This window comes from Pseudomonas sp. BP01 (genome assembly GCF_022760795.1).
GTDB lineage: Bacteria > Pseudomonadota > Gammaproteobacteria > Pseudomonadales > Pseudomonadaceae > Aquipseudomonas > Aquipseudomonas putida_Q.
Genome location: NZ_JAFBKA010000008.1, coordinates 50,770 through 77,152, shown reverse-complemented (window position 1 = coordinate 77,152; position 26,383 = coordinate 50,770). Strand labels below are relative to the sequence as shown.

Annotated in this window: 22 protein-coding genes; 6 read left to right on the top strand and 16 right to left on the bottom strand. The window is 62.6% G+C overall.

All coding sequences use genetic code 11. The features are described 5' to 3' along the window. Window positions 1-26: 26 nt before the first annotated feature. The 7 genes from hutG to hutC all read right to left on the bottom strand — a co-directional run bounded on the left by hutG (window position 27) and on the right by hutC (window position 8,468). A complete protein-coding gene (gene hutG, locus JOY50_RS09540; protein WP_132845198.1) occupies window positions 27-830 on the bottom strand; it encodes an N-formylglutamate deformylase in 804 nt (267 codons plus the stop codon). Between the two features lie 10 nt (window positions 831-840). After that, window positions 841-2,046 (bottom strand): imidazolonepropionase, encoded by a 1,206-nt coding sequence (gene hutI, locus JOY50_RS09535; RefSeq protein ID WP_132845201.1) that lies wholly within the window; start codon window positions 2,044-2,046, stop codon window positions 841-843. 15 nt (window positions 2,047-2,061) lie between these two features. Next, window positions 2,062-3,465, bottom strand: coding sequence for an amino acid permease (locus JOY50_RS09530; RefSeq protein WP_132845204.1), 1,404 nt, complete (start codon window positions 3,463-3,465; stop codon window positions 2,062-2,064). Between the two features lie 151 nt (window positions 3,466-3,616). After that, a complete protein-coding gene (gene hutH / locus JOY50_RS09525; RefSeq protein WP_132845208.1) occupies window positions 3,617-5,149 on the bottom strand; it encodes a histidine ammonia-lyase in 1,533 nt (510 codons plus the stop codon). A gap of 108 nt (window positions 5,150-5,257) precedes the next feature. Further along, entirely contained in the window at window positions 5,258-6,931 is a 1,674-nt protein-coding gene (gene hutU, locus JOY50_RS09520) for a urocanate hydratase (RefSeq protein ID WP_132845211.1), read from the bottom strand. A 257-nt stretch (window positions 6,932-7,188) separates the two neighbouring features. Further along, window positions 7,189-7,761, bottom strand: coding sequence for a HutD family protein (locus JOY50_RS09515; RefSeq protein WP_132845214.1), 573 nt, complete (start codon window positions 7,759-7,761; stop codon window positions 7,189-7,191). Continuing rightward, window positions 7,758-8,468, bottom strand: a complete 711-nt coding sequence (hutC, locus tag JOY50_RS09510) for a histidine utilization repressor (protein ID WP_169725194.1) — start codon at window positions 8,466-8,468, stop codon at window positions 7,758-7,760. Before hutC ends, JOY50_RS09515 begins: the two co-directional genes overlap by 4 nt. A 144-nt stretch (window positions 8,469-8,612) precedes the next feature. Here hutC and JOY50_RS09505 point away from each other — a divergent pair, with 144 nt between their 5' ends. Next, on the top strand, window positions 8,613-9,977 hold the full coding sequence (locus JOY50_RS09505; protein WP_132845219.1) for a formimidoylglutamate deiminase: 1,365 nt from the start codon (window positions 8,613-8,615) through the stop codon (window positions 9,975-9,977). A 122-nt stretch (window positions 9,978-10,099) separates the two neighbouring features. Here the strand turns inward: JOY50_RS09505 and JOY50_RS09500 are convergent, their stop codons facing one another. From JOY50_RS09500 to JOY50_RS09480, 5 genes are all read right to left on the bottom strand, one after another. After that, on the bottom strand, window positions 10,100-10,672 hold the full coding sequence (locus JOY50_RS09500; RefSeq protein ID WP_019472570.1) for a lipocalin family protein: 573 nt from the start codon (window positions 10,670-10,672) through the stop codon (window positions 10,100-10,102). Then, window positions 10,669-10,923, bottom strand: coding sequence for an outer membrane protein assembly factor BamE (gene bamE, locus JOY50_RS09495; RefSeq protein WP_003249234.1), 255 nt, complete (start codon window positions 10,921-10,923; stop codon window positions 10,669-10,671). The genes JOY50_RS09500 and bamE overlap by 4 nt, the downstream gene beginning before the upstream one ends. Window positions 10,924-11,150: 227 nt before the next feature. Next, window positions 11,151-11,747: a DUF924 family protein gene (locus JOY50_RS09490; protein ID WP_019472569.1), complete on the bottom strand. Its 597-nt coding sequence runs from the start codon at window positions 11,745-11,747 to the stop codon at window positions 11,151-11,153. 3 nt (window positions 11,748-11,750) lie between these two features. Beyond that, complete coding sequence (locus JOY50_RS09485) at window positions 11,751-12,761, bottom strand: class 1 fructose-bisphosphatase (RefSeq protein ID WP_012274595.1); 1,011 nt, start codon at window positions 12,759-12,761, stop codon at window positions 11,751-11,753. A 299-nt stretch (window positions 12,762-13,060) separates the two neighbouring features. Then, the gene (locus tag JOY50_RS09480; protein ID WP_132845222.1) at window positions 13,061-15,511 is read right to left on the bottom strand and encodes a glycogen/starch/alpha-glucan phosphorylase; all 2,451 of its coding nucleotides are present in this window, start codon (window positions 15,509-15,511) and stop codon (window positions 13,061-13,063) included. Between the two features lie 184 nt (window positions 15,512-15,695). Here JOY50_RS09480 and JOY50_RS09475 point away from each other — a divergent pair, with 184 nt between their 5' ends. Next, window positions 15,696-16,100 (top strand): YkgJ family cysteine cluster protein, encoded by a 405-nt coding sequence (locus JOY50_RS09475; protein ID WP_003249225.1) that lies wholly within the window; start codon window positions 15,696-15,698, stop codon window positions 16,098-16,100. 184 nt (window positions 16,101-16,284) lie between these two features. Here the strand turns inward: JOY50_RS09475 and typA are convergent, their stop codons facing one another. After that, the gene (gene typA / locus JOY50_RS09470; protein ID WP_016489590.1) at window positions 16,285-18,108 is read right to left on the bottom strand and encodes a translational GTPase TypA; all 1,824 of its coding nucleotides are present in this window, start codon (window positions 18,106-18,108) and stop codon (window positions 16,285-16,287) included. A gap of 128 nt (window positions 18,109-18,236) precedes the next feature. Beyond that, window positions 18,237-19,691, bottom strand: coding sequence for a tRNA uracil 4-sulfurtransferase ThiI (gene thiI, locus JOY50_RS09465; RefSeq protein ID WP_132845224.1), 1,455 nt, complete (start codon window positions 19,689-19,691; stop codon window positions 18,237-18,239). Between the two features lie 491 nt (window positions 19,692-20,182). Here thiI and glnA point away from each other — a divergent pair, with 491 nt between their 5' ends. The 3 genes from glnA (at window position 20,183) to ntrC (ending at window position 24,462) form a co-directional block, all read left to right on the top strand. Continuing rightward, complete coding sequence (gene glnA, locus JOY50_RS09460) at window positions 20,183-21,589, top strand: type I glutamate--ammonia ligase (RefSeq protein ID WP_016489592.1); 1,407 nt, start codon at window positions 20,183-20,185, stop codon at window positions 21,587-21,589. Window positions 21,590-21,943: 354 nt separating this feature from the next. Continuing rightward, window positions 21,944-23,029, top strand: coding sequence for a nitrogen regulation protein NR(II) (gene glnL / locus JOY50_RS09455; RefSeq protein WP_016489593.1), 1,086 nt, complete (start codon window positions 21,944-21,946; stop codon window positions 23,027-23,029). Further along, entirely contained in the window at window positions 23,026-24,462 is a 1,437-nt protein-coding gene (gene ntrC / locus JOY50_RS09450) for a nitrogen regulation protein NR(I) (RefSeq protein ID WP_016489594.1), read from the top strand. The genes glnL and ntrC overlap by 4 nt, the downstream gene beginning before the upstream one ends. 441 nt (window positions 24,463-24,903) lie before the next feature. Here the strand turns inward: ntrC and JOY50_RS09445 are convergent, their stop codons facing one another. Beyond that, entirely contained in the window at window positions 24,904-25,341 is a 438-nt protein-coding gene (locus JOY50_RS09445; RefSeq protein WP_132845231.1) for a hypothetical protein, read from the bottom strand. On the opposite strand from JOY50_RS09445, the gene trmL reads away from it, so the two are divergent. After that, window positions 25,340-25,801, top strand: a complete 462-nt coding sequence (trmL, locus tag JOY50_RS09440; RefSeq protein WP_138736320.1) for a tRNA (uridine(34)/cytosine(34)/5-carboxymethylaminomethyluridine(34)-2'-O)-methyltransferase TrmL — start codon at window positions 25,340-25,342, stop codon at window positions 25,799-25,801. The two genes, JOY50_RS09445 and trmL, sit on opposite strands and share 2 nt — an antisense overlap. A gap of 64 nt (window positions 25,802-25,865) precedes the next feature. Here trmL and secB read toward each other — a convergent pair whose 3' ends face one another. Continuing rightward, window positions 25,866-26,351, bottom strand: coding sequence for a protein-export chaperone SecB (gene secB / locus JOY50_RS09435; protein ID WP_016489596.1), 486 nt, complete (start codon window positions 26,349-26,351; stop codon window positions 25,866-25,868). Window positions 26,352-26,383: the final 32 nt, after the last annotated feature.

Below are 26,383 nucleotides of genomic sequence, written 5' to 3'. Positions count from 1 at the left end.
CGCGTCGCCCTCTTCACGGGTGAACGTCAACGTCCGTAGCGCTCCTTGCCCCAATGCAGCAGCGCCTGCAAAAGCTGCGTCAATACCTGCTGCGTTGGTTGCGCCAGGTCTTCGCGGTAGGCAAATGGCTCGGTTTCATTCATGTAGGTGCACTGCGCCAGCTCCAGTTGCACGGCATGGATGTGGTTGGCCGGGTCGCCGTAATGCCGGGTAATGTGCCCGCCTTTGAAGCGGCCATTTAGCACATGGCTGTAGTCCCGGGCTTCGGCACACACGCCCTGCAAACGCTCGGCCAGCACTGGATCGCAGCTGGCGCCATTGAATGTGCCCAGGTTGAAGTCCGGCAACTTGCCATCGAACAGGTGCGGAATGTGCGAACGGATCGAGTGGGCATCCCACAGCAGTGCATAGCCAAACTGCTCGCGCAACCGGTCCAGCTCGCGGCGAAGGGTGCCGTGATACGGGCGCCAGATCTGCTCCAGGTAGCGTCTGCGTTCTTCGCCAGACGGCGCCAACCCCTCCTTGAACAGGGGTTCGCCTTCGAACAGCGTGGCCGGGTACAAGCCCGTGGTGGCGCCCGCGTACAGCGGCTTGTCGTCATCCGGGCGGTTCAGGTCGATGACGAAGCGCGAGTACTCCGCCGCCACCACGCTGGCGCCCAGGTCGCGGGCGAAGTCGTACAACTGCGGGATGTGCCAGTCGGTGTCCGGCAAGCTGCGCGCTTCATCGACCAGGCCGTCGCGCACCGCATCGCTCAGGCGCAGGCCGGCGTGCGGCATGCTGATCAGCAGCGGCAGGCGGCCTTGGTGAAAACTCAGAACCTTGTCCATCGTGCCTCGCTCATTTGGAGATTTCGTAGCCCTTGCGCACCACGCGCTTGGGCAGGTCGCCACCCAGCCAGTAAGCCAGGTCGGCGGGGCGTTCGATTTGCCAGGCGACGAAGTCGGCTACCTTGCCCACTTCCAGCGAGCCGTGGCTGTCGCCCAGGCCCAACGCCGTGGCGGCATGTACGGTGACGCCGGCCAAGGCTTCTTCCGGGGTCATGCGGAAACACGTGCAGCCCATGTTCAGCATCAGCCGCAGCGACAGCCCGGGCGAAGTGCCGGGGTTGAGGTCGCTGGCCAGGGCAATCTTCACCCCGTGGCGGCGCAATGCGTCCATGGGCGGCAACTGGGTTTCGCGCAGGAAGTAGAAGGCGCCCGGCAGCAGCACGGCGACCGTGCCGGCTGCGGCCATGGCGATGGCGTCTTCCTCGGTCATGAACTCCAGGTGGTCGGCCGACAGCGCCTGGTAGCGGGCCGCCAGGCTCGAGCCATGCAGCGACGACAGCTGTTCGGCGTGCAGCTTGACCGGCAGGCCCAGCTCGCGGGCCTTGATGAACAGCCGCTCGACCTGGGCCGGGGAGAACGCCAGGTGTTCACAGAACGCATCGACCGCATCCACCAGGCCTTCGGCGGCCAGGGCCGGCAGCATCTCGTCACAGATGTGCGCGATGTAGTCGTCGGCCCGGCCGGCGTACTCCGGCGGCAAGGCGTGGGCGGCCAGGCAGGTGGCGCGCACCGCCAGCGGCAGCTCGTCGGCCAGGCGCCGGGCCACGCGCAGCATCTTGCGCTCGTTGGCCAGGTCCAGGCCGTAGCCGGACTTGATCTCGAGGGTGGTTACGCCATCGCGCATCAGCGCCTGTACCCGCTGGCGGGCACTGGCGAACAGTTCGTCCTCGCTGGCCGCGCGGGTGGCCCGCACGGTACTGGCGATACCGCCGCCCTGGGCGGCGATTTCGGCATAGCTGACGCCTTGCAGGCGCTGCTCGAACTCGCCGCTGCGGTTGCCACCGAACACCGCGTGGGTGTGGCAATCGATCAGCCCCGGGGTGACCCAGGCGCCGCCCAGGTCCACCGTACGGTCAGCGTCGACCGGCGCCAGCTCGGCCCGTGGGCCGATCCATTCGATCAGGCCGGCGCGGGTGACGATGGCCGCGTCTTCGATGGCCGAGTAACGGCCCTCGGCCATGGTGGCCACATGGCAATGCTGCCAGAGGGTTCTCATGCACAATCTCCTTTGCTAGCGGTGCAGCTCGACAGGCTCTGCTACTGGCTGGCCCTGCCCTGCGCGCGGCTTGCACCACAGCAGGTAGGACGCCACCAGGAACACCACCCAGACCACGCCGACGACCAATGCCGCCTGGGTATCCGGGAAGTAGCCGAGCACGCCAAAGATGAACACCATGAACGCAATGGCCATGGCCGGGCCGTATGGCCAGAACGGTACCGGGAACTTGAGCTGGGCCACCTCTTCACGGCTCATGCTGCGGCGCATGGCCACCTGGGTGAGCAGGATCATCAGCCACACCCACACGGTGGCGAAGGTGGCGATCGAAGCGATCAGCAGGAATACGTTCTCCGGGATCAGGTAGTTGAGCAGCACGCCGATCAGCAGCGCGGCGCCCATCACCACCACGGTCATCCATGGCACACCGTGTTTCGACAGCTTGCCGAAACTGCGTGGCGCATGGCCTTGCTGGGCCAGGCCATACATCATGCGGCCAGCACCAAAGATGTCACTGTTGATGGCAGAGATCGCGGCAGAAATCACCACCACGTTCAGCACTGCGGCGGCAGAGCCAATCCCCAGGTTGCTGAAGATCTGCACGAACGGGCTGCCTTCGCTGCCGATCTGCGGCCACGGGTACAGGCACATCAGCACGAACAGGGTAAGCACATAGAACAGCAGGATGCGCAGCGGCACGGCATTGATTGCCTTGGGGATGACCCGCTGCGGGTCCTTGGCCTCACCGGCGGTGACACCAATGATCTCGATGCCGCCGAAGGCGAACATCACCACGGCAAAGGAGGCGATCAGGCCGCCCACGCCATTGGGCATGAAGCCACCATGGTCGAACAGGTTACTCAGCCCTACGGCATGCCCGGTACCCACCTGGCTGAAGCCGAAAGCCATGATGCCAAGGCCGGCCAGGATCATTGCGACGATGGCGCCGACCTTGAGCAGCGACAGCCAGAATTCCATCTCGCCAAAGACCTTGACGTTGCACAGGTTGAGGCCGCCGATGATGAAGACGATGCCCAGCACCCAGATCCAGCGGGCCACTTCCGGGAACCAGAAGCCCATGTAGATACCGAAGGCAGTCACGTCGGCGATGGCGACGATGACCATCTCGAAGGCGTAGGTCCAGCCGAGGATGAAACCGGCCATGGGGCCGAGGTAGGTGCTGGCGTAGTGGCCGAAGGAGCCGGCCACCGGGTTGTGTACGGCCATTTCGCCGAGGGCGCGCATGACCATGAACACGGCGGCGCCGCCAATCAGGTAGGCCAGCAGCACGGCCGGGCCGGCCATCTGGATGGCCGAGGCGGAGCCGTAGAACAGCCCGGTACCGATGGCGGAACCGAGGGCCATGAAACGGATGTGGCGGGCACTTAGCCCGCGCTTGAGACCTTGAGCTTGTTGCATGTCACGTCCTTAAATTGTTTTTGTGGTCGTGAGATCAGGGGGCTGGCTTGCAGCCCTTTCGCAGCACAAGGCTGCTCCTACAAGGGAGCGCGTCGCTTTTGCAGGAGCAGCCTTGTGCTGCGAATGGGCCGCACAGCGGCCCCTGGGGGCATTACAGGCTTGGCAGCACACCGGCCGGCAGCAGACCGGTCAAACTACCCTTGGCCAACAGTTCCACAGCCTTTTCGATGTCCGGCGCAAAGAAACGGTCACGGTCATAGTGCGGCACTTCGCTGCGCAGCGCCTGGCGCGCTTGCTCCAGCTTGGCGGAAGTTTTCAGGCCTTTGCGCAGGTCCAGGCCCTGGCAGGCGCCCAGCCATTCGATGGCCAGCACGCCACGGGTGTTTTCGGCCATTTCCCACAGGCGCTTGCCGGCAGCCGGGGCCATCGACACGTGGTCTTCCTGGTTGGCCGAGGTCGGCAGGCTGTCGACGCTGTGTGGGTGCGACAGGGCCTTGTTCTCGCTGGCCAGGGCGGCAGCGGTGACCTGGGCGATCATGAAGCCGGAGTTGACCCCACCGTTTTCCACCAGGAACGGCGGCAACTGGGACATGTGCTTGTCCATCATCAGCGAGATGCGGCGCTCGCTGAGCGAACCGATTTCGGCGATGGCCAGGGCCAGGTTGTCGGCGGCCATGGCCACCGGTTCGGCGTGGAAGTTGCCACCGGAAATCACGTCACCCTCGGCAGCGAACACCAGTGGGTTGTCGGAGACGGCGTTGGCTTCGATACCCAGCACCTCGGCAGCCTGGCGCAGCTGGGTCAGGCACGCGCCCATGACCTGCGGCTGGCAGCGCAGCGAGTACGGGTCCTGGACCTTGTCGCAGTTCTTGTGCGACAGCGACACTTCGCTGGCTTCGCCCAGCAGGTCGCGGAAGCACGCGGCGGTGTCGATCTGGCCGCGCTGGCCACGCGCTTCGTGAATGCGCGCATCGAACGGCGAACGCGAGCCCAGTACGGCTTCGACGCTCAGGCCGCCGCAGGCGATGGCCGCAGCGTACAAGTCTTCGGCGTAGAACAGGCCACGCAGGGCGTAGGCGGTGGACGCCTGGGTGCCGTTGAGCAGGGCCAGGCCCTCTTTGGCAGCCAGGGTCAGCGGTTCGAGGCCGGCAACCGCCAGGGCTTCGGTGGCCGACAGCCACTGGCCCTTGTAGCGGGCTTTGCCTTCGCCCAGCAGCACCAGCGACATGTGTGCCAGTGGCGCCAGGTCACCGGAAGCACCCACCGAACCTTTCAGCGGGATGTGCGGGTAGACTTCGGCGTTGACCAGGGCGATCAGCGCGTCGATGACTTTGCGGCGAATGCCGGAGAAGCCGCGGCTGAGGCTGTTGATTTTCAGCACCATGATCAACCGCACCAGGTCGTCATCCAGCGGCGCGCCGATACCGGCGGCGTGGGACAGCACCAGCGAGCGCTGCAGGTTTTCCAGGTCGTGGCTGGCGATGCGGGTCGAGGCCAGCAGGCCGAAACCGGTGTTGATGCCGTAGGCGGTGCGGTCTTCGGCAATGATCTGCTCGACACAGGCGACGCTGGCATCGATGGCCGGCGCGGCGCTGGCATCCAGTTGCAGGCGCACGGGGGCGGCGTAGATCGCGCGCAGCTGGGCCAGGGTCAGGGTGCCGGGCTTGAGGGTGAGTTCGGTCACGTTACTACTCCAAATCGCGTGGAGCCGCAGGCCCGTTCGTGGGTGCCTGCGCGCTCCTTCTTGTTGTTCAGTATCACCCCTTGCAGGGTGCGATCCAAAGCGTGGCGATCAGCCAGTGATCATCGGCAGGTCCAGGCCCTGCTCCTTGGCGCAGTCGATGGCGATGTCATAACCGGCATCGGCGTGGCGCATGACGCCAGTCCCTGGGTCGTTGGTCAGTACACGGGCGATGCGCTCGGCGGCTTCATCGGTACCGTCGCAGACGATGACCATGCCCGAGTGCTGCGAGAAGCCCATGCCCACGCCACCGCCGTGGTGCAGCGACACCCAGGTGGCGCCGCCTGCGGTGTTCAGCAGGGCGTTGAGCAGCGGCCAGTCGGAAACAGCGTCCGAGCCATCACGCATGGCTTCGGTTTCGCGGTTGGGGCTGGAGACCGAACCCGAGTCCAGGTGGTCACGGCCGATCACGACCGGTGCCGACAGCTCGCCGCTGCGGACCATTTCGTTGAAGGCCAGGCCCAGCTTGGCGCGCAGGCCCAGGCCAACCCAGCAGATACGCGCCGGCAGGCCCTGGAAGCTGATGCGCTCGCGGGCCATGTCCAGCCAGCGGTGCAGGTGGGCGTCGTCGGGGATCAGTTCCTTGACCTTGGCGTCGGTCTTGTAGATGTCCTCAGCCTCGCCAGACAGCGCCGCCCAGCGGAACGGGCCAACGCCGCGGCAGAACAGCGGACGGATATAGGCAGGGACGAAGCCCGGGAAATCGAAGGCATTGGCCACGCCCTCTTCCTTGGCCATCTGGCGGATGTTGTTGCCATAGTCGAAGGTCGGCACGCCCTGCTTCTGGAAGTCCAGCATGGCCTGCACGTGCACGGCCATCGACTGCTTGGCGGCCTTGACCACTGCAGCCGGTTCGGTCTGCGCGCGGTCGCGGTACTGCTCCCAGGTCCAGCCGGCAGGCAGGTAGCCGTTGAGCGGGTCGTGGGCGCTGGTCTGGTCGGTGACCATGTCCGGGCGCACGCCACGCTTGACCAGCTCTGGCAGGATTTCGGCAGCGTTGCCGTGCAGGGCGATGGAGATGGCCTTGCCTTCGGCGGTGTACTTGGCGATGCGCACCAGGGCGTCGTCGAGGTCGGCGGCCTGCTCGTCGACGTAGCGGGTTTCCAGACGGAAGTCGATGCGGCTCTGCTGGCATTCGATGTTCAGCGAGCAGGCGCCGGCCAGGGTGGCAGCCAGTGGCTGGGCGCCGCCCATGCCGCCGAGGCCTGCGGTGAGTACCCACTTGCCTTTCAGGCTGCCGCCGTAGTGCTGGCGACCGGCTTCGACGAAGGTTTCATAAGTGCCCTGGACGATGCCCTGGCTGCCGATGTAGATCCAGCTGCCGGCGGTCATCTGGCCGTACATGGCCAGGCCTTTGGCGTCCAGTTCGTTGAAGTGTTCCCAGTTGGCCCAGTGTGGCACCAGGTTGGAGTTGGCGATCAGCACGCGCGGGGCGTTGCTGTGGGTCTTGAACACGCCGACCGGCTTGCCCGACTGCACCAGCAGGGTTTCGTCGTCTTCCAGGCGGGTCAGGGTTTCGACGATCTTGTCGTAGCATTCCCAGTTGCGGGCGGCGCGGCCGATACCGCCGTACACCACCAGTTCTTTCGGGTTTTCCGCAACCTGTGGGTCGAGGTTGTTCATCAACATGCGCAGTGGCGCTTCGGTCAGCCAGCTTTTGGCGGTCAGCTTGTTGCCACGTGGGGCACGGATTTCAACGTCACGGTATTTGTTGTTGTCGGTCACGGGAAAGGTCCTCTGCGGTCGTCCGCGGGCGGGTATGTCGTGGTCAATATACAAACACACCTTTACTTGTATGTACAAGCATGGACAACCAAAATATTCGGACTGATTCGCTAGCAGGCTGGAAAAGCTGGGGCCGCTTTGCGGCCCTTTCGCGACGCAAGGCCGCTCCTACAGGTGACCGCGCCAGCCTGGGCAAACGCAGTCTTTGTAGGAGCGGCCTTGCGTCGCGAAAGGGCTGCGCAGCAGCCCCGGCTATCTCAACGTGAAATGAGTTCGATCAGGCAGCACCTTCCCTGCACGTCCAACCCCAGCAACTCATCGTTACCCTCAAGCCGCAGGCAGTCATGCAACCCCAACCGCTGCGCCTCGCGCCCGGCAATGCCCACCTCGACCTGGCTACTGGCCGCAAACAGCAACACCGTCGAAGCCGAGCTGTACAACCGGCTGGTGCCATCCAGCCACTGCAGCCGTGCGCGATAACGCTGCGGCGCATAGATCAGGTTGAAATCGCGGATCGCCCCTCCCAGCAGCTTGCAGCTGACCTGGCTCTCGCCGCCGAAGGCAAAGGCATCAAACGGCAGCAACGGCCGGCTGGGCTGGCCATCGACCAACAGGCGCATGCCGTCGCCCTGCAGCACGGTGATGATCCGCTGGTAGCCGGCGAAGGTGGAAAAGCCGCCAGACTCTTCGATATCGGCAATCGACAGGCGCCAGCCAAAGCCGTCCAGGCCCTCGCCGCTGTCGCGGGTGATCTCTTCGGTGAAGCCGCCACCGTTCTTCCACGGCATGCGCGGGTAATCCTGCGCACGCAACAACTGCAGCTGGCTCATTTGCTGAAACGTCCTTCCAGGCGATGACGGGAACCGGGGTGGATCAGCCGCGCAGCGGTTACCGGCTGGCGGCCGGACCAGGTGCGACGGCGGATCAGCAGGCAAGGTTCGCCCCGCTCGATCTGCAGCAGGCGGCATTCTTCCGGCTCGGCCAGGATGGCTTCGACCACGTGCTCACCTTCGGTCAGCGGCGCCACCTGGGACAGGTAGGCGTAAGGCGTCTGCCGGGTGAAGTCCTGCTTGAGGTAGTCGGGTGCGATCGCCGCGTTGACGTAGCGGTCCTCGATCTGCACCGGCACGCCGTTCTCGAAATGCACGATCAGCGAGTGGAACACTCGCTGGCCTTCGCGCATGTCCAGGGCCAGGGCCCGCTCGGAACCGGCTGCTTCCTCGGTGAGCGTGATCACCTGGCAGCTATGCTGATGGCCGCGTGCGGCAATTTCATCGGCAATGTTGTTGACTTCGAACAACGCCGAACGGCCCTTGGGCTCGGCTACGAAAGTGCCGACCCCTTGCATGCGCACAAGCAGGCCGTCGGCCGTGAGTTCGCGCAGGGCACGGTTGATGGTCATGCGGCTGAAGCCTAGCTCGTTGACCAGTTCACTCTCCGAGGGGACCCGGTGATGCGGCGGCCAGCTGCCGTTGTCGATCTGCTGGATGATCATCTGTTTGACCCGGGCATACAGCGGCGCCGGGCCCTCGCCCATCTGGGCAACCAGCGCGGAGACAGGAGGTGTCGGCACGGCGTTGGATCCTTGTGCATAGGGAATGAGCGGTAGCTTGCCGCAGTTTACCCGGCAGGCAAACGCCTGTATATGTATATACAAGTTAACAATAACAGGATTTGACCGATGTCCGCCTACTTCGCCGAACGCGCTCTGTTGCCTACGGGCTGGGCCAGCCATGTCCGTATCGAGGTCGCCAGCGATGGCCATGTGACCCGCATCGAGCCGGGCGCTTCGGCCGAAGGCGCCGAGCGCCTGGCCGGCCCGTTGCTGCCCGGCATGCCCAACTTGCACTCGCATGCCTTCCAGCGTGCGATGGCGGGCTTGGCGGAAGTCGCCGGCAACCCCAACGACAGCTTCTGGACCTGGCGCGACCTGATGTACCGCCTGGTCGGGCAGATCACCCCCGACCAATTGCAGGTCATCGCCCGTCAGCTGTACATCGAAATGCTCAAGGCTGGCTACACCTCGGTGGCCGAATTCCATTACGTGCACCACGACCAGGCAGGCAAGGCCTACGCCGACCCAGCCGAGCTGTCCCGCCGCATCAGCGCGGCCGCAGCCGACAGTGGCATTGGCCTGACCTTGTTGCCGGTGTTGTACAGCTACGCCGGGTTCGGCGGGCAGGCACCGAACGACGGGCAGCGGCGCTTCATCAACACCACTGAACAGTACCTGCAACTGCAGGCGCAACTGGGCCCGCTGCTGGCCGCGCAACCCGCGCAGCAACTGGGCCTGTGCTTCCACTCGCTGCGTGCAGTGACGCCGGGGCAGATCGCCGAAGTGCTGGCGGCCAGCGACAAGCAATGCCCGGTGCATATCCATATCGCCGAGCAGCAGAAGGAGGTGGACGACTGCCTGGCCTGGAGCGGCCTGCGCCCGCTGCAATGGTTGTACGAGCATGTGGATATGGATAGCCGCTGGTGCCTGGTGCATGCCACCCACGCCGAGCCGGATGAAGTCACCGCCATGGCCCGCAGTGGTGCGGTGGCGGGGTTGTGCCTGACCACCGAGGCCAACCTGGGCGACGGGATTTTCCCGGCGGTGGACTTCCTTGCCCAGGGTGGGCGCATGGGCATTGGCTCGGACAGCCATGTGTCGCTAAGCGTGGTGGAAGAACTGCGCTGGCTGGAATATGGCCAGCGGCTGCGTGACCAGCGACGCAACCGCTTGTACCGCGGCGATCAACCGATGGTCGGGCGCACGCTGTACGACGCCGCGCTGGCGGGCGGTGCCCAGGCACTGGGGCAAGCGGTCGGGGAACTGGCCGTGGGCAAGCGCGCCGACTGGCTGGTACTGGATGGACAGGACCCCTACATCGCCCTGGCGGATGGCGATGCCATTCTCAACCGCTGGCTGTTTGCTGGCGGGGATCGCCAGGTGCGGGATGTGATGGTGAATGGGCAATGGGTGGTGCGCCAGGGGCGGCATGCGCAGGAAGAGGAAAGCGCGCAGGCGTTTGCCGGGGTGCTGCGGCAGCTCTTGGGCTGACTGCTTGCCTGCACCGGCCCTATCGCCGGCAAGCCAACTCCCACAAGGCCAGCACAGTTATCGAAAACTGCGCAGTACCTGTGGGAGCTGGCTTGCCGGCGATGAGGCCAGCACAGCCAACCTCAGTGCATCTTGACGATCTGTTGGTCCGAAGCCCGCCAGATCAGCCGGCTGGTGTCATACCCCTGCTGGCGTGCCTTGGCCAGCAGGTGCTCGCGCTCCCAGGCCGGCAGCGTCGGCGTACGCGACAATATCCACAGGTACTTGCGGTCCGGGCTGCCGACCACTGCCGTGCGGTAGCGATCGTCCACGTACAGGATCCAGTATTCGCCCCGCGCCACGCCAGGCACCAGCTTGGTGAACCAGTTATCGAACTCTACCCACAGCTTGTCGGTGTGCCCCGGCTCCTGGATGCTTGCGTGCCCCTCGGCACGCAGCCACTCATCACCCATGGTGCGGCAACGGTTGAGCACACCATAGGTGCCATCAGGCTTGAGGTTGTAGTGCGCCTCGGACTGCTCGCAGCCGGTCTGGTAGCGCATGGGCAGGCGCGCCAGCTCGAACCATTTGCCCTGGTAGCGCTTGAGGTCGACGTTGCCAGCGGTCTTCGGCGCCAGCGGGTCGTGCACGGAGCCCGCACAACCGCCCAGCAGCAACGCCAGGCATACCCCCATCAGCAGGTACAGCCGCCTCATTTGAGGCCCTGCCCTGAATACATCAACACCTTGTCAGCCGCGTACTGCACGCTGATGAAGCTCTTCTCGTCCCCCCAGGTGCAGCTGCTCATGCCCAGCGCGCCAGAACACTCAGTCGGCGTGCCGAGCAGCTGCTCGACCTCGGCCTTGTTCATACCGGCCTTGATCTTGGAATAGTTTTCCTGGTTGATCTTGCTGCACGCAGTCAGGACGACGCACAGCGACAACAGGGCGAGGGAACGCAACGACATGAAGGACACTCCTGGAGAGGGGAAACAGGCGAGTGGCCTGCAGTGACCTTCGACGGGAAAATCCCTCCCAGGTTCCCTGCCCTACCCACTTTGCCCCTACACCATTGGTCGGATGGCCACTACTGTGCGATTAATCACAAAGCATTAACTACCCGCCAATAAAAAGGCCGCCCCCTTTCAGGGGCGGCCTTGCGTCGCGATGGCCTGCGCAGCAGGCCCCTTGGGCATCAGAATCTGGACCCAGGCTCCAGCAAAAAGTCCATTTCTTCGCTGGTGCTCGGCCGCTCCAGCACCAGGTTGCGGTGCGGGAAACGCCCAAACCGGGCAATCACCCGCTGGTGCTGCTCGGCATAGTCCAGGAAGCCTTCGAACAGCCGCCGGCTGGCTTCGGGCTGCTCGTCCAGCAACAACTGATAACGCTCGACACACAGGTTCTGCCAGTCCAGCACCTCGGCATGCTCCAGCACCAACAGCACGAACACACGCTGGATCGGCAGCAACTGGTAGTCCCAGCCCTTCTGCAGGCCCTGCATGGCCACCACCTGGGCACGCCGGTCGCCCTCGAAGGCGCGCGGCGTGTCGCGGTAGATCATGCGCGGTAACTGGTCCAGCAGAATCAGCAGGCCCAGCCAGCCCTGCGGGCTTTGCTGCCATTCCTCGAGCCCGCCCGCCAGGGCGTGCTCGACCAGGTCGCCAAACAGCGCATGGGCATCGGCATCGTGATGCTTGCCGAACCACAGCGTGCTCTTCTCGTCAGCCACGGCCTGGGCACTGGTGCCCCAACCGAACCACCATTCCAGCAACGGCTGCCAAGGTGCGAGCATGACTTACTCCTTGTGGTAGGCGGTGACGCGCTCTACCTCTTCCTTCGAGCCAAGGATCACCGACACGCGCTGGTGCAGGCTTTCTGGCTTGATGTCGAGGATGCGATCGTAACCGTTGGTAGAGGCGCCGCCTGCCTGTTCGATGATGAACGACATCGGGTTGGCTTCGTACATCAGGCGCAGCTTGCCCGGCTTGCTTGGCTCGCGGGCGTCACGTGGGTACATGAACAGGCCGCCACGGGTCAGGATGCGGTGCACGTCGGCCACCATCGAGGCGATCCAGCGCATGTTGTAGTTCTTTTTCAACGGGCCGGTTTCGCCGGCCAGCAGTTCGCCCACGTAGCGTTGTACCGGGGCTTCCCAGTGACGTTGGTTGGACATGTTGATGGCGAACTCGGCGGTGGTCGCCGGCACCTGGATGTTTTCGTGGGTCAGCACGAAGCTGCCCAGTTCACGGTCCAGGGTGAAGCCCTTGACGCCGTTGCCCAGGGTCAGGATCAGCATGGTCTGCGGGCCGTAGATGGCGTAACCGGCGGCGACCTGCTCGGTGCCTGGTTGCAGGAAGGCTTCTTCGTTGAGGCTTTCGTTCTGGCTCAGGTACTGGTTAGGGCAACGCAGTACCGAGAAGATGGTGCCGACCGAGACGTTGACGTCGATGTTCGACGAACCGTCCAGTGGGTCGAAGACCAGCAGGTACGCGCCTTTCGGGTATTTGCCCGGGATCTGGTAGGCGTTGTCCATTTCTTCGGAAGCCATGCCGGCCAGGTGGCCGCCCCACTCGTTGGCTTCGAGCAGGATATCGTTGGAAATCACGTCCAGTTTCTTCTGGACTTCGCCCTGCACGTTTTCAGTGCCCATGCTGCCCAGCACGCCGCCGAGGGCGCCTTTGGACACGTGATGGCTGATTTCCTTGCACGCACGCGCCACCACTTCGATCAGGAAGCGCAGATCGGCAGGGGTATTGTTGCTGCGGGTCTGCTCAATCAGATAGCGACTCAGGGTAACGCGGGACATGTATGGCTCCGAAAGGATTGTGGGAGTAAAAACCCACGCAGTTTACAGGGAGAGTGGCAGGCTAGCGAGCAATGAGACTCGCCACGGCTCTCAGACGGCACAATAGGTCGCTAGTTCAGCCTTCGCCAGGCCGGCTGTCTAATTGCTCCAGGCTTGCGCAATCTCTGTAGGAGCGGCCTTGTATCGCGATAGGGCCGCAAAGCGGCCCGCGGTTCTCAGCTGTAACGCAAAGATTGCCGGGGCCGCTTTGCGGCCCTATCGCGACACAAGGCCGCTCCTACAAAGACCGCGCTCGCCTCTCAGTCGAGTGCCTTCCAGATCTCGGTGGCATATTCGCGAATGGTGCGGTCCGACGAGAACCAGCCCATCCGCGCCGTGTTCAACACGGCCATGCGCCACCACTCCTGCGGTGTGTGCCACAGTTCCTCGACCCGCCGCTGGGCATCCCAGTAGGCATCGAAGTCGGCACACACCAGGAAGCGGTCGTAGGCCACCAGCCCGTCGATCAACCCGGCGTAGCGTGAAGGGTCGTCTGGCGAGAACACACCGCTGCGAATCGCCTGCAGCACGTCGTTCAAGCGGTTGGAAGCGGCAATGGCGGCATTGGCACCAAAGTCACCGGCACGCTTGCGCGCCTCGACCTGCTGCGCGGTCAGGCCGAAGATGAACATGTTGTCGGCGCCCACCTGTTCGCACATTTCCACGTTGGCACCGTCCAGGGTGCCGATGGTCAGCGCGCCGTTCAGGCCGAACTTCATGTTGCTGGTACCGGAGGCTTCATAACCTGCCGTGGAAATCTGCTCGGAAAGGTCGGCCGCCGGGATGATGCTTTCGGCCAGGCTGACGTTGTAGTTGGGCAGGAACACCACCTTAAGCAGGCCGCGCACGGTCGGGTCGTTGTTCACCACCCGGGCGATGTCGTTGGCCAGCTTGATGATCAGCTTGGCCTGGTGGTAACTGGCCGCAGCCTTGCCGGCGAAGATCTTCACCCGCGGTACCCAGTTGGTGCCGGGGTCGTTGCGTATGGCCTGATAAAGCGCCACGGTGTGCAGCAGGTTGAGCAGCTGGCGCTTGTACTCGTGGATGCGCTTGACCTGCACATCGAACAGCGCTTCGGGGTTCACCGTGACACCAATGCGGTCCTGGATGATGCTGGCCAGCGCGCGCTTGCTGTGCAGGCGCTGAGCAGCGAACTGCTTGCGGAAACTCGCCTTATCGGCAAAGGGCACAAGGCCAGCCAGAAGCCCTTCAGGGTCGTCCTTGAGCCCCGGCCCGAGCGCTTCGACCAGCATCTCGGTCAGCTGTGGGTTTGACTGGTACAGCCAGCGGCGGAAGGTAATGCCGTTGGTCTTGTTGTTGATCCGTTGCGGGTAGAGCTTGTGCAGCTCGGAGAACACCGTGCTTTTCATCAGCTTGCTGTGCAGCGCCGACACGCCGTTGACACTGTGCGAGCCCAGAAACGCCAGGTTACCCATGCGCACCCGGCGGCCGTTGTCTTCCTCGATCAGCGACACCGCGCGCAGCACGTCGAAATCGTGCAGCCCTTTGGCCCGCAATGCGTCGATATGGTAGGCATTGATCAGGTAGATGATCTGCATGTGCCGCGGCAGCATGCGCTCCATCAGTGCTACCGGCCAGGTTTCCAGGGCTTCGGGCAGCAGGGTGTGGTTGGTGTAGGCGAGCGTGCCAACGGTCAGCTCCCAGGCCTTGTCCCACGGTACTTCGTGCTGGTCCACCAGCAGCCGCATCAGCTCTGCCACGGCAATCGAAGGGTGCGTGTCGTTGAGCTGGATGGCCGCGGCGTCGGGCAGGTTGAGCAAGTCCTTGTGCATGTTCAGGTGGCGGCGCAGCAAGTCCTGCAGCGAAGCCGACACAAAGAAGTACTCCTGGCGCAGGCGCAGTTCCTGCCCCGCCTCGGTGCTGTCAGCCGGGTACAGCACGCGGGAAATACTCTCGGCCCGCGCCACTTCGGCCACGGCCCCCAGGTGGTCACCGGCATTGAAGCGCTCCAGGTGCAGCTCTTCCAGCGCCCGCGCACGCCACAGGCGCAGGGTGTTGACGCTGGACCCGCGCCAGCCGACCACGGGTGTGTCGTAGGCCACCGCCCGCACCGTTTCGCCCGGCGACCATACCTGCCGCTGGCTACCGCTGGCATCGTTGACGGTTTCGACACTGCCGCCGAAGCTGATCGGGTAGATCACCTCGGCACGCTCGAACTCCCAGGGGTTACCGAAGTCCAGCCAGTTTTCGGTCTGTTCCTGCTGCCAACCATCGACCACAGCCTGACGGAACAACCCATGCTCGTAGCGGATGCCGTAACCATGGGCGGCAATACCGAGGGTGGACATGCTTTCCATGAAGCACGCAGCCAGCCGGCCGAGGCCACCATTACCCAGCGCGGCGTCGGGCTCAAGCAGGCGGATACGCTCCAGGTCCACATCCAGCCCTTCCAGCGCGTCACGGGCGATGTCCAGCAGCCCAAGGTTGCTCAGGCTGTCGTACAGCAAGCGGCCGATGAGGAACTCGAGGGAGAGGTAATAGACCCGCTTCTGGCTACGGCGATACGCCAGGCGGGTATGGTCCATCCAGTGGTCGACCATGTGATCGCGCGCGGCCAGGGCAATGGCCTCGAACCAGTCGTGGTCGAACGCATGCTCCGGGTCCTTGCCGACCGCGTAGGTCAGTTTATTCAGTACAGCGGCGCGAAATTCGGCCACCTCGGCGTCACGTGCTTCGGGTTCCTGGGACATGCGGCATCCTCTGGCAAGTTGACGAAAGCGGAGGGAGATTGATGAGACTAGCCCCTTCGACAGGGAGTGACAGTTAGTGTTCGCAGTTTTCATGCCCACTTTGCCAATCCGGCAAAAGGTTGTTCATAAATTGAACAATTCCGGTATGATCGCGCGCCCCAAGACCGTGATCCACCCTATAAAGATGAAAACGACCCTGATCGCCGCGGCCGAAGTCGACCGCCTGGAGACCTGGCAGCGCTATACCAGCAACATGTGCCATGGCTGCCATTCGACCTGCTGCACCCTGCCGGTGGAGGTGAAGATCAAGGATCTGATCCGTATCGGCGTGGTAGACGAGTTCGAGAAAGACGAGCCGCCGAAGAACGTGGCCAAGCGCCTGCAAAAAGAAGGCATCATCGAGCGCTTCAACCAGAAGTCGGGAATCTTCACCCTGACCCGGATGAGCAACGATGACTGCATGTACCTGGATCGTAAGAGCCGGCTGTGCACCATTTATGACAAGCGCCCGGATACCTGCCGCAACCACCCCAAGGTCGGGCCGCGGCCGGGGTATTGCGCCTATAAGCCCAAGGTGGTCGGGCGCTGACCGTCAGCCTTCAAGGGCCTCTTCGCGGGCTTGCCCGCTCCCACAGGTGCTGCACAGGTTCTGAATGTGGTGAAGATCCTGTGGGAGCGGGCAAGCCCGCGAAGGGGCCAACGCAAATCCTGAAGGCATAAAAAAACGCCCCCGGCCTTTCGACCGGGGGCGTTTTCATTCAGCCAAAGCTAACTTAGCTGTTTTTGGCTTTCTTGGCAGCGCGGGTACGCTCGCTTTCGTCCAGGATCTTCTTGCGAAGACGGATGGACTTCGGCGTTACTTCGCACAGCTCGTCTTCCTGGATGTATTCCAGAGCCTGTTCCAGGGTGAAGCGAACAGGCGGAACCAGGGCGATGACTTCGTCTTTACCCGAAGCACGCATGTTGTCGAGCTTCTTGCCCTTGGTAGGGTTGACGCCCAGGTCGTTGTCGCGGCTGTTCTGACCGATGATCTGACCGTTGTAGATCTCTTGACCGTGCTCTACAAACAGCTTGCCACGCGCCTGCAGGGTTTCCAGCGAGTAGGTCAGCGCCTTGCCGGTTTCGACCGAAACCAGTACGCCGTTCTGACGGCCGGACATGTGGCCGGACTTCACCGCGTCGTAGCGGTCGAAGATCGAGGTCAGGATGCCTGCACCGTTGGTCAGGGTCAGGAACTGGTTACGGAAACCGATCAGACCACGCGCCGGGATGTTGTATTCCAGGCGTACACGGCCCTTGCCATCCGGGACCATGTTGGTCAGGTCGCCTTTACGCAGACCCATTTCTTCCATCACCTTGCCCTGGGATTCTTCAGGGATGTCGATGGTGACGTTTTCGAACGGCTCTTGCTTGACGCCGTCTACTTCGCGAATGATTACTTCCGGGCGGCCCAGGGCCAGCTCGAAGCCTTCGCGACGCATGGTTTCGATCAGTACCGACAGGTGCAGCTCGCCACGGCCCGAGACCTTGAACTTGTCTGGGGAATCGGTTTCTTCAACGCGCAGGGCTACGTTGTACAGCAGCTCTTTGTCCAGACGGTCCTTGATGTTACGGCTGGTGACGAACTTGCCTTCCTTGCCGCAGAACGGCGAGTCGTTGACCTGGAAGGTCATCGAAACGGTAGGCTCGTCAACGGTCAGCGGCTTCATCGCCTCAACGGCAGTCGGGTCGCACAGGGTGTCGGAGATGAACAGCTCGTCGAAACCGCTGATGCAGACGATGTCGCCAGCCTGGGCTTCTTCAACGTCGACGCGGTGCAGGCCGTGGTGGCCCATCAGCTTGAGGATACGGCCGTTACGCTTCTTGCCGTCAGCGTCGATGGCAACAACCGGGGTGTTCGGCTTGATGCGACCACGGGCAATACGGCCAACGCCGATAACACCCAGGAAGCTGTTGTAGTCCAGTGCAGAGATCTGCATCTGGAACGGGCCGTCACGGTCAACAGCTGGTGCTGGAACGTGGTCGATGACAGCCTGGTACAGGGCAGTCATGTCTTCGCCCATTTCGGTGTGGTCCAGACCGGCAATGCCGTTCAGGGCCGAGGCGTAGACCACTTTGAAGTCCAGCTGCTCGTCGGTAGCGCCGAGGTTGTCGAACAGGTCGAAGATCTGGTCCAGAACCCAGTCAGGACGCGCGCCCGGACGGTCAACCTTGTTGATCACGACGATTGGCTTCAGGCCGGCTTCGAAGGCCTTCTTGGTCACGAAGCGGGTTTGCGGCATAGGGCCGTCTTGAGCGTCGACCAGCAGCAGCACGGAGTCGACCATCGACATTACACGCTCAACCTCGCCACCGAAGTCGGCGTGGCCGGGGGTGTCGACGATGTTGATGTGGTAGCCGTTCCAGTTGATGGCGGTGTTTTTCGCCAGAATGGTAATACCGCGCTCTTTTTCCTGGTCGTTGGAGTCCATGACGCGCTCGTCGTTGAGCTCGTTACGCTCCAAAGTGCCGGACTGACGCAGGAGTTTGTCGACCAGGGTGGTTTTACCATGGTCAACGTGGGCGATGATGGCGATGTTACGCAGATTTTCGATCACAAGTGTATCTCGATCAGAGGATTCGGTTGCCGCCCAGTGTAGGCGGCCAATATGTACTGTTTAAGGCTCAGCGGGCCCGGCGGTCGGGAGGGCGATGGCGGATACTGCCGCCATACAGCCCCGGCGTCTTATGTCGGACGATAAACACGCACATTGGCATGTCCCTCACTGAGCAGATGGTGTGCGTGCAAACGGCTCATCACACCCTTGTCGCAATACAGCAAGTACTGGCGCGTCGGGTCCAGATGCTTGAACTTGCTGTTGATGGCATAGAACGGCATGGCCTGGACTTCGATACCTTCCAGCACCAGGGGTTCGTCTTCCTGGGCATCGGGGTGACGAATGTCGATGACGATCTGGCCCGAGAGTGCCTCGGCCACTTCCTCGATTTCGACATCCTTGCCCAGTTCGTCGATCACATGGTCGATGGAGATCAGCTTGGCGCGCTCCAGGGCGCGCTCCAGCACGGCCATGTCGAACTGCTTTTCTTCATGCTCCATGCGGTGGCGCTTGGCGTGAGTGGTCGGGTTCACCGAAATCACGCCGCAGTATTCTGGCATGTGCTTGGCGAAGTCGGCGGTGCCGATTTCGTTGGCCTGGTCGATGATGTCCTGCTTGTGGCTGGCCAGCAAAGGGCGCAGCACCAGCTTGTCGGTGGCCGAGTCGATGATCGACAGGTTCGGCAGGGTCTGGCTAGACACCTGGGAAATGGCCTCGCCAGTTACCAGGGCGTCGATTTCCAGGCGGTCAGCCATGTGCGCGGCACCGCGCAGCATCATGCGCTTGAGGGTGACGCCCATGTAGCTGTTGTCGACCTTGTTGAGGATCTCGCCGACCACTTCTTCGAACGGCACGCTGATGAACAGCACGCGCTGGCTGCTGCCGTACTTTTTCCACAGGTAGTGGGCGACTTCCATCACGCCCAGCTCGTGGGCACGGCCGCCGAGGTTGAAGAAGCAGAAGTGGGTCATCAGGCCACGGCGCATCATCTGGTAGGCCGCCACGGTGGAGTCGAAGCCACCGGACATCAGCACCAGGGTCTGCTCCAGGGCGCCCAGCGGATAGCCGCCGATGCCCTGGTGCTGGTTGTGGATGACGTACAGGCGCTGGTTGCGGATTTCGATGCGTACCAGCACTTCAGGCTTTTTCAGCTCGATGCCGGCCGCGCCACACTGTTGGCGCAGCTGGCTGCCGACGTAACGGTCGACGTCCATGGAGGTGAAGTCATGGTGGCCGCCGCGCTTGCAGCGCACGGCAAAATGCTTGCCGGCCAGCAGGTGGCCGAAGTGCTGCTTGCACTTGGCAACGATGTCGTCGAAGTCACCCAGCGGGTATTCCTCAACCTGCAGGAAGTGGGTGATACCCGGTGTGCAGGTGAGGCGTTCGATGATCTCGCGCTGGACCTTTTCGTCCTCGATGCGGGTAACCACTTCGAGATTGTCCCAGACACCATCGACCGCGAGCTCAGGATCGAGGTCCTTGAGCACGTTGCGGATGTTCTTGGCGAGCTGGCGGATGAAGCGCTTGCGCACCGGCCGGCTCTTGATGGTGATTTCTGGGAAGACTTTGACGATAAGTTTCATTGGTTAACAGCGCGCGCAGGGCCTGCCGAAAATGTGGGGCGCGAATTATAGCGGAAACTGCTCAGGATTTGACCAACTTTTGATCAGAAGCTTTGAGATAAATGCAAGGCTGCGTTTTTGTGGCGCCTGTTCCGGCCCTTTCGCGGGTAAACCCGCTCCTACAGGGGTTTGCACAGTCCTCGAAATCCGTGCGGTCCCTGTGGGAGCGGGTTTACCCGCGAAGAGGCCCTCGAAAAAGGCACAAGACTCACCAGGCGCACCATAATAGTGCGCACCCACCAAAAACCGCATCGTAAGGGTGCACTTTTCCCCGCCAACCCCCGGCTAAATGCCCGCAAACGCCTGCTTTTATCCCACCCTCGCCATTTTCGGGCACTGGCATGCAATTTGCTCCCTTGTGAGGCAGGTAAGCTTGGCCGACTATCCGCGCCCGGCAACACCCTTTTTCCAGGGCAGCGGCCCACCGCGCTCTAGACCATCCGGAGGACAACATGTCGAAGTCGGTTCAACTCATCAAAGATCATGACGTCAAGTGGATTGATCTGCGTTTCACGGACACCAAAGGCATTCAACACCACGTGACCATGCCGTCGCGTGATGCGCTGGACGAAGACTTCTTCGAAGTGGGCAAGATGTTCGACGGCTCCTCCATCGCTGGCTGGAAAGGCATCGAAGCTTCCGACATGATCCTGATGCCGGTTGACGATACTGCCGTGCTGGACCCTTTCACCGAAGAACCTACCCTGATCATCACCTGCGACATCGTCGACCCGTCGAGCATGCAGGGCTACGATCGCGACCCACGTGCGATCGCCAAACGCGCCGAAGAGTACCTGAAGAGCACCGGCATCGGTGACACCGTATTCGCAGGCCCGGAGCCAGAGTTCTTCATCTTCGACGAAGTGAAGTTCCACTCGGACATCTCCGGTTCGATGTTCAAGATCTTCTCCGAGCAAGGCTCGTGGATGACCGGCGCTGACGTGGAAGGCGGCAACAAAGGCCACCGTCCAGGCGTGAAAGGCGGCTACTTCCCGGTTCCGCCGTTCGACCACGACCACGAAATCCGTACTGCCATGTGCAACGCGCTGGAAGAAATGGGCCAGACCGTTGAAGTTCACCACCACGAAGTGGCGACTGCCGGCCAGAACGAAATCGGCGTCAAGTTCAACACCTTGGTGAAAAAGGCTGACGAAGTACAGGCCCTGAAATACGTCGTGCACAACGTTGCCGACGCTTACGGCCGTACCGCCACCTTCATGCCGAAGCCACTGTACGGCGACAACGGCTCGGGCATGCACGTGCACATGTCGATCTGGAAAGACGGCAAGAACACCTTCTCGGGTGAAGGCTATGCCGGCCTGTCCGACACTGCCCTGTACTTCATCGGCGGTATCATCAAGCACGGTAAGGCCCTGAACGGCTTCACCAACCCGTCGACCAACTCCTACAAGCGTCTGGTCCCAGGCTTCGAAGCCCCGGTAATGCTGGCCTACTCGGCTCGCAACCGTTCCGCCTCGATCCGTATTCCTTACGTCGGCAGCCCGAAAGCCCGCCGTATCGAAGCACGCTTCCCGGACCCATCGGCCAACCCGTACCTGGCCTTCGCGGCCCTGCTGATGGCTGGCCTGGACGGCATCCAGAACAAGATCCACCCAGGCGATGCTGCCGACAAGAACCTGTACGACCTGCCACCAGAAGAGGCCAAGGACATTCCGCAAGTGTGCGGCAGCCTGAAAGAAGCCCTGGAAGAGCTGGACAAAGGCCGTGCGTTCCTGACCAAGGGCGGCGTGTTCTCCGACGACTTCATCGATGCCTTCATCGAGCTGAAGAGCGAAGAAGAGATCAAGGTCCGCACCTTCGTGCACCCGCTGGAATACGAGCTGTACTACAGCTGCTGATCTGATCGGCGCCTCGCGCCGGTGAAATGATCAAGACGGCCTCCCTCGGGAGGCCGTTTTCGTTAGCGCCCACGCAGAACCCTCGCCACCCACGCTATGCTCTATCTTGGTGCAAGATTGAGTGCAATGCCCCGATTTGCTCCCCAATCTGGTTCAAATTAAACGTTTCATCAAGACTTTCTGATCCGAATTTGCGCAGATCCAGGCCTTTATCGGCAAATCCCGCTTCTTTTCGGAGCTTTGGTTTGTTTCTTGCATTTTTCTGTGGAGAGACTGGCATCAGCAGATGCACCCCGAGCCCGGCCCTGGCCAAAGAAGTGCCAGGCAAGCGCCAAAAGAGGTCAACGACGCCTTATGACCATCAGCGATGCGCAGCACCGTCTGCTTCTGGACAACCTGACCACCGCCACGTTGCTGCTCAACGCCGAGCTGCGCCTGGAGTACATGAACCCGGCCGCGGAAATGCTACTGGCCGTCAGTGGTCAACGTAGCCATGGGCAGTTCATCAGCGAGCTGTTTACCGAATCGACCGAAGCGCTCAGCTCGTTGCGCCAGGCGGTCGAACAGGCGCACCCGTTCACCAAGCGCGAAGCGCAGCTCACCTCGCTGACCGGGCAGACCATCACCGTCGACTACGCGGTAACGCCCATCCTGAACCAGGGCCAGACCCTGCTGTTGCTGGAGGTGCACCCACGCGACCGGCTGCTGCGCATCACCAAGGAAGAGGCCCAGCTGAGCAAACAGGAAACCACCAAGATGCTGGTGCGCGGCCTGGCCCACGAAATCAAGAACCCCCTCGGCGGCATTCGCGGCGCGGCCCAGCTGCTGGCCCGCGAGTTACCCGAAGAAGGCCTGCGCGATTACACCAACGTGATCATCGAAGAGGCCGACCGCCTGCGTAACCTGGTCGACCGCATGCTCGGTTCGAACAAGCTGCCATCCCTGGCCATGACCAACATCCACGAAGTGCTGGAGCGGGTCTGCAGCCTGGTCGACGCCGAAAGCCAGGGCTGCATCACTTTGGTGCGCGATTACGACCCAAGCCTGCCGGACGTGCTGATCGACCGCGAGCAGATGATCCAGGCCGTGCTCAACATCGTGCGTAACGCCATGCAGGCGATCAGTTCGCAGAACGAGCTGCGCCTGGGCCGCATCACCCTGCGCAGCCGCGCCTTGCGCCAGTTCACCATCGGCCATGTTCGCCATCGCCTGGTCGCGCGGGTGGAGATCATCGATAACGGCCCGGGCATTCCGCCGGAACTGCAAGACACCCTCTTCTATCCCATGGTCAGCGGCCGCCCGGACGGTACCGGGCTGGGCCTGGCCATTACCCAGAACATCATCAGCCAGCACCAGGGCCTGATCGAGTGCGAAAGCCACGCAGGCCACACCGCCTTCTCGATCTACCTGCCCCTGGAACAAGGAGCCACCGCCTCATGAGCCGAAGTGAAACCGTATGGATCGTCGACGATGATCGCTCCATCCGCTGGGTCCTGGAAAAAGCCCTGCAACAAGAAGGCATGACCACCCAGAGCTTCGACAGCGCAGATGGCGTGATGGGCCGCCTGGCACGCCAGCAGCCGGATGTGATCATTTCCGATATCCGCATGCCGGGCGCCAGTGGCCTCGACCTGCTGGCACAGATCCGCGAACACCATCCGCGCCTGCCGGTCATCATCATGACCGCCCATTCCGACCTCGACAGCGCCGTGGCGTCGTACCAGGGCGGTGCCTTCGAGTACCTGCCCAAGCCGTTCGATGTGGACGAAGCCGTCTCGCTGGTAAAGCGCGCCAACCAGCACGCCCAGGAACAGCAAGGCCTGGATGTGCCACAGAACCTGGCGCGCACCCCGGAGATCATTGGTGAAGCCCCGGCGATGCAGGAGGTGTTCCGCGCCATTGGCCGCCTCAGCCATTCCAACATCACCGTACTGATCAACGGCGAGTCCGGCACCGGCAAAGAACTGGTCGCCCACGCCCTGCACCGTCACAGCCCGCGTGCAGCGTCGCCGTTCATTGCCCTGAACATGGCGGCCATCCCGAAGGATTTGATGGAGTCCGAGCTGTTCGGCCATGAGAAAGGTGCTTTCACCGGTGCTGCCAACCTGCGCCGGGGCCGCTTCGAACAGGCAGATGGCGGCACCTTGTTCCTCGACGAAATCGGTGACATGCCCGCCGACACCCAGACCCGCCTGCTGCGGGTACTGGCCGATGGCGAGTTCTACCGCGTTGGTGGCCATGTGCCAGTCAAGGTCGACGTGCGCATCATTGCTGCGACCCACCAGAACCTGGAGTCGCTGGTGCAGGCGGGCAAGTTCCGTGAGGACTTGTTCCACCGCCTGAACGTGATCCGCATCCACATTCCGCGGCTGGCTGACCGCCGCGAGGATATCCCTGCCCTCGCCCGCCACTTCCTCGCCCGCGCCGCGCAAGAGCTGGCAGTCGAGCCGAAGATCCTCAAGCCGGAAACCGAAGAGTTCATCCGCAACCTGCCATGGCCGGGCAACGTGCGGCAGATGGAAAACACCTGCCGCTGGATCACCGTGATGGCTTCCAGCCGCGAGGTGCTGATCGGCGACCTGCCGCCCGAGCTGCTGAACCTGCCACAGGATGCCGCACCGGTAACCAACTGGGAGCAGGCCCTGCGTCAGTGGGCCGACCAGGCGTTGGCGCGTGGGCAGTCGAACCTGCTGGACAGTGCGGTGCCGAGTTTTGAACGGATCATGATCGAGACGGCGCTCAAGCACACCGCCGGACGGCGCCGGGATGCGGCGCTGTTGCTGGGTTGGGGGCGTAACACCCTGACGCGCAAGATTAAGGAACTGGGGATGAATGTGGCGGGTGGGGATGACGAGGAAGGTGACGAGCACTGAGCTCCAAGGTAACCCGTAAGATCTTTGGGGCTGCAGCGCAGCCCATCGCGACGCAAGGCCGCTCCTACAGGAGAACGCGAACCCCTGTAGGAGCGGCCTTGTGTCGCGATGGGCCGCAAAGCGGCCCCAGCTATTTCAGCCCCGATGCACCGATCCTGTGCCCGATGCACCTCTGGAAGGCACAAATCCCCTCAAAACCCGGCCAAATCCCCCTCAAAGCCCAACATTCACGGGCTTTGCAAAATTGGCACGCCCCCTGCAATAGCTAATACATACCCAGTTTCGGGGGCCCTGGTACAGGCAGGCCGGGTGAACCCCTCTTTTATTCGCAGCACCGCCCGTTTTGGGGACCTCGGTACAGGCAGGCCGGGTCATCCCCCCTTTATACGCTGTAACCCCTTTTGGGGACCCTGGTACAGGCAGGCCGGGATATCCCCTCTTTTATTCGTGCAGTTTTACCTGCACCCGCCAACGCCCATCGTCCTCTGCACCGGCCCACTCGCCGTGCAGGGGACGCGCGGCAATCACCGTCAGCAACAACCCCTTATCACTCTTCTGCACCCGCCAACTGACCGGCTTGCCCTGCAGGCTCAATTGCCCTTGCTGGGCCTTGCCCTGGGCCTGGAACAGCAGCGCAACCGTGCCTTCCACATTCTCGCCATGCAGCTTGGGTTCTTCGTTGAACCACAGCGTCAGGCCATCTTGTACCACCTCCACCAGCTGCAGCTCACGCTCGTCGGGCGCGGTCAGGCGGCCGATCATCAGGCCTACCATCAGACCGACAATCGCCAATGACAGCATTACCCGTGGGAAGGCTTTCGAACGCACGTCCGGTTCAGGGGTAGAATGCCCGTCATCTTCACGCTTGGAGCCGTGCATGTTTCACGTCATCCTTTTTCAACCAGAAATTCCGCCGAATACCGGCAACATCATTCGCCTGTGCGCCAACAGCGGCTGCGACCTGCACCTGATCGAACCCATCAGCTTCGAACTGGATGACAAGCGCCTGCGGCGCGCGGGGCTGGATTACCATGAGTATGCCACGCTCAAGCGCCACGAGAGCCTGGCCGGATGCCTGGCAAGCCTGGGTAATCCAAGGCTGTTCGCCTTTACCACCAAGGGCTCGCACCCGTTCCACGAAGTGGCCTATCAGCCGGGCGACGCCTTCCTGTTCGGGCCAGAGAGCCGCGGGTTGCCGGCCGAGGTGCTGGACAGCCTGCCGGCCGAACAACGGCTGCGCCTGCCAATGCAGCCGGGGTGCCGTAGCCTGAACCTGTCCAATACCGTGGCGGTGACGGTGTATGAGGCCTGGCGGCAGAACGGGTTTGCCGGTAGCTGATGCATTGGCCGGAACAGGCAACAAAAAAGCGCCCCGAGAGGCGCTTTCTTGATACCGGCAGTGATTACTGCACAGTCGGCACTTCGCCCGCTTCCTGCATGCGCTGCATTTCTTGCGCATACAGGGCGTCGAAGTTGACCGGCGACAGCATCAGGGCCGGGAACGAACCGCGGGTCACCAGGCTGTCCAGGGTCTCGCGGGCGTACGGGAACAGGATGTTCGGGCAGAACGCACCCAGGGTGTGGCTCATCGAAGCCGCGTCCAGGTTGGCGATCAGGAAGATACCGGCCTGCTGCACTTCAGCAATGAAGGCCACTTCGTCACCGTTCTTTACGGTAACCGACAGGGTCAGCACCACTTCGTGGAAGTCACCTTCCAGGGCTTTCTGCTTGGTGTTCAGGTCCAGGGCTACACTCGGCTCCCAGGTCTGACGGAAGATCTGCGGGCTTTTCGGGGCCTCGAACGACAGGTCGCGCACATAGATGCGCTGCAGGGAGAACTGAGGGCTGTTGTCTTCTGCAGCAGCGCCGTTGGTCTGTTGGTCAGTCATGGCAGGTCCTTATCCTAATGTTTTTGAATGCA

What these genes read in the sequence shown, in the direction of transcription:
- hutG (WP_132845198.1), bottom strand. Translation starts at nt 830, where the DNA reads ATGGACAAGGTTCTGAGTTTTCACCAAGGCCGCCTGCCGCTGCTGATC.
- hutI (WP_132845201.1), bottom strand. Translation starts at nt 2,046, where the DNA reads ATGAGAACCCTCTGGCAGCATTGCCATGTGGCCACCATGGCCGAGGGC.
- JOY50_RS09530 (WP_132845204.1), bottom strand. Translation starts at nt 3,465, where the DNA reads ATGCAACAAGCTCAAGGTCTCAAGCGCGGGCTAAGTGCCCGCCACATC.
- JOY50_RS09515 (WP_132845214.1), bottom strand. Translation starts at nt 7,761, where the DNA reads ATGAGCCAGCTGCAGTTGTTGCGTGCGCAGGATTACCCGCGCATGCCG.
- hutC (WP_169725194.1), bottom strand. Translation starts at nt 8,468, where the DNA reads ATGGGCGAGGGCCCGGCGCCGCTGTATGCCCGGGTCAAACAGATGATC.
- JOY50_RS09505 (WP_132845219.1), top strand. Translation starts at nt 8,613, where the DNA reads ATGTCCGCCTACTTCGCCGAACGCGCTCTGTTGCCTACGGGCTGGGCC.
- JOY50_RS09500 (WP_019472570.1), bottom strand. Translation starts at nt 10,672, where the DNA reads ATGAGGCGGCTGTACCTGCTGATGGGGGTATGCCTGGCGTTGCTGCTG.
- bamE (WP_003249234.1), bottom strand. Translation starts at nt 10,923, where the DNA reads ATGTCGTTGCGTTCCCTCGCCCTGTTGTCGCTGTGCGTCGTCCTGACT.
- JOY50_RS09490 (WP_019472569.1), bottom strand. Translation starts at nt 11,747, where the DNA reads ATGCTCGCACCTTGGCAGCCGTTGCTGGAATGGTGGTTCGGTTGGGGC.
- JOY50_RS09485 (WP_012274595.1), bottom strand. Translation starts at nt 12,761, where the DNA reads ATGTCCCGCGTTACCCTGAGTCGCTATCTGATTGAGCAGACCCGCAGC.
- JOY50_RS09480 (WP_132845222.1), bottom strand. Translation starts at nt 15,511, where the DNA reads ATGTCCCAGGAACCCGAAGCACGTGACGCCGAGGTGGCCGAATTTCGC.
- JOY50_RS09475 (WP_003249225.1), top strand. Translation starts at nt 15,696, where the DNA reads ATGAAAACGACCCTGATCGCCGCGGCCGAAGTCGACCGCCTGGAGACC.
- thiI (WP_132845224.1), bottom strand. Translation starts at nt 19,691, where the DNA reads ATGAAACTTATCGTCAAAGTCTTCCCAGAAATCACCATCAAGAGCCGG.
- glnA (WP_016489592.1), top strand. Translation starts at nt 20,183, where the DNA reads ATGTCGAAGTCGGTTCAACTCATCAAAGATCATGACGTCAAGTGGATT.
- glnL (WP_016489593.1), top strand. Translation starts at nt 21,944, where the DNA reads ATGACCATCAGCGATGCGCAGCACCGTCTGCTTCTGGACAACCTGACC.
- ntrC (WP_016489594.1), top strand. Translation starts at nt 23,026, where the DNA reads ATGAGCCGAAGTGAAACCGTATGGATCGTCGACGATGATCGCTCCATC.
- trmL (WP_138736320.1), top strand. Translation starts at nt 25,340, where the DNA reads ATGTTTCACGTCATCCTTTTTCAACCAGAAATTCCGCCGAATACCGGC.
- JOY50_RS09445 (WP_132845231.1), bottom strand. Translation starts at nt 25,341, where the DNA reads ATGCACGGCTCCAAGCGTGAAGATGACGGGCATTCTACCCCTGAACCG.
- secB (WP_016489596.1), bottom strand. Translation starts at nt 26,351, where the DNA reads ATGACTGACCAACAGACCAACGGCGCTGCTGCAGAAGACAACAGCCCT.